Here is a 1717-nt window from a genome sequence, read left to right as displayed (position 1 = left end):
CGGCGGGGCCGGCGGCGGGCAGTGCCTGCGCGCCGGTCAGCGCCACGGCGGAGTCGGCGAACCCGCAGGAGCCCCCGCCCAGCGCGGCCAGCGAGGAGGAGGCCATCGACCAGGTGCCGCGCAGCACGTAGGTCGCGCGGGCGACGCTGAGCAGCTGCAGCGCCAGGGAGGCCACGAGCACCACGGAGGTGGTGAGGACGACGAGCTCCGGCCAGGTGTCGCGCCGGGTGGCCTCGCTCGCGGCGGCCTCGGGCGCACCGCTGCGGCGGCGGCGCAGCAGCCACGCGGCGACGGCGGCCAGCGCCCCCAGCCCGAGCCACAGCAGGGGCTGCCCCAGCCAGGACGGCAGCTGCGGCACCGTCCCGTAGGCGGAGTGCTCCACCTGCGCGTCCGGTCCGTGCAGCGCCAGCCCCGCCACCGCCGCGACCGCCGCCGCCAGCCCCAGCGACGCCCACCGCGAGGGCCGGCGGCGCACCAGCGCCGCACAGCCCACCACGACCGCCACCGTCCCCACCCCGGCCAGCGCCCCGAAGTGGTGCGACCACTTCGTCGGCGAGATCGCCAGCACGGCGTACCCGGCCAGCGCCACCGCCGCCGGCACCACCCAGGACGTGCGGGCGGTGGGCGTGCGCCGGCGCGAGCGCAGCAGCGCGACGCTGGTCCCCACGAGCAGGACGAGGGTGACCAGCACGACGAGCTGGCGGGAGTACAGCCGCTGGTTCGGGTCCGGGCCCTGCGTGAGGTACCAGTACCGCTGCGGCTCCTGCCACCACTCCAGGTTCGGGCCCACCTCGTCGTGCACCCGCAGCGCGGTGAGCGCCCCGGCGAGGGTGGCATCGGCGAACACCGCGGGGGCGGCCGCGCTCGCGCACGCCACCAGCAGCGACGCCGAGGCCAGCGGCCCGGCGCGGCACCCGCGCACCAGCGGCCACCAGCGGGGCGCCAGCACCACCAGGAGGGCGGCGGCCAGCAACCCCGAGGCGGTGATCGACACCGCGGCGCCGGCCACGACGGCGGCCACCCCCAGCAGCCACGGCCGCCGGCGGGCCACCGCCTCCAGGACCAGCGCGAACGTCGCGGTGGTCGCCAGCACGACGAGCGCCTCGGGGCGGGCCCCGACCGAGAACGGCAGCACCCAGGCCAGCAGCGCCACCGCGGCCAGCGGGCGCAGCCACCAGGGCGCGGCGGCCACCAGCCGCGGCAGCACGCAGCGGATGAGCAGGAACCACGCACCGGCCAGCGCCAGCACCGCCGGCAGCCGCAGCACCACCGGCGCCGGGGAGATCGCCGCGGCCAGCGCCAGCACGTGCTGCTGCAGGGTGAAGGGGATCTCCGGGACGTTGAAGTAGCGCACGACGTTGCCCACGTAGCCGGTGGCGCCGATGCTGCGCGCCTCCAGGGAGTAGTAGAAGTCGTCGGTCTGCAGCGGTCCGGCCACCGCCCAGCCGAGCAGCCGGGGCAGGACGGCCACGTCGGCCGCGGCACCCACCAGCCGGTGCCCGAGCGGACGGCGCACCCGCTCGCGCCGGCCGCCGCGCGCAGGCGCGCTGGTGCGGCCGGCACGCACGAGCAGCAGCAGGCAGCCGACGACGAGCACGGCGTGCGCGGCGAGCAGCGCCAGCTTCAGCGGCGTCGGGGAGCTCTCGAACCGGGCGTCGGGGGAGGCCACGACGGCGGGACCGCCGGCGGTGACGTCGGCGGCGGCCAGGTCGGTGAC

Annotated in this window: 1 protein-coding gene; it reads right to left on the bottom strand. The window is 78.3% G+C overall.

Going from position 1 to position 1717, the window contains the following annotated elements:
- The coding region (locus tag ABEB16_RS19350; protein WP_345713839.1) for an arabinosyltransferase domain-containing protein at positions 1 to 1717 on the bottom strand (1717 nt) is incomplete at both ends.

Source organism: Kineococcus glutinatus (assembly GCF_039542765.1).
Lineage (GTDB): Bacteria > Actinomycetota > Actinomycetes > Actinomycetales > Kineococcaceae > Kineococcus_A > Kineococcus_A glutinatus.
The sequence above is the reverse complement of the archived record's forward strand: the minus strand, read 5'-3'. Positions and strand labels throughout refer to the sequence as shown.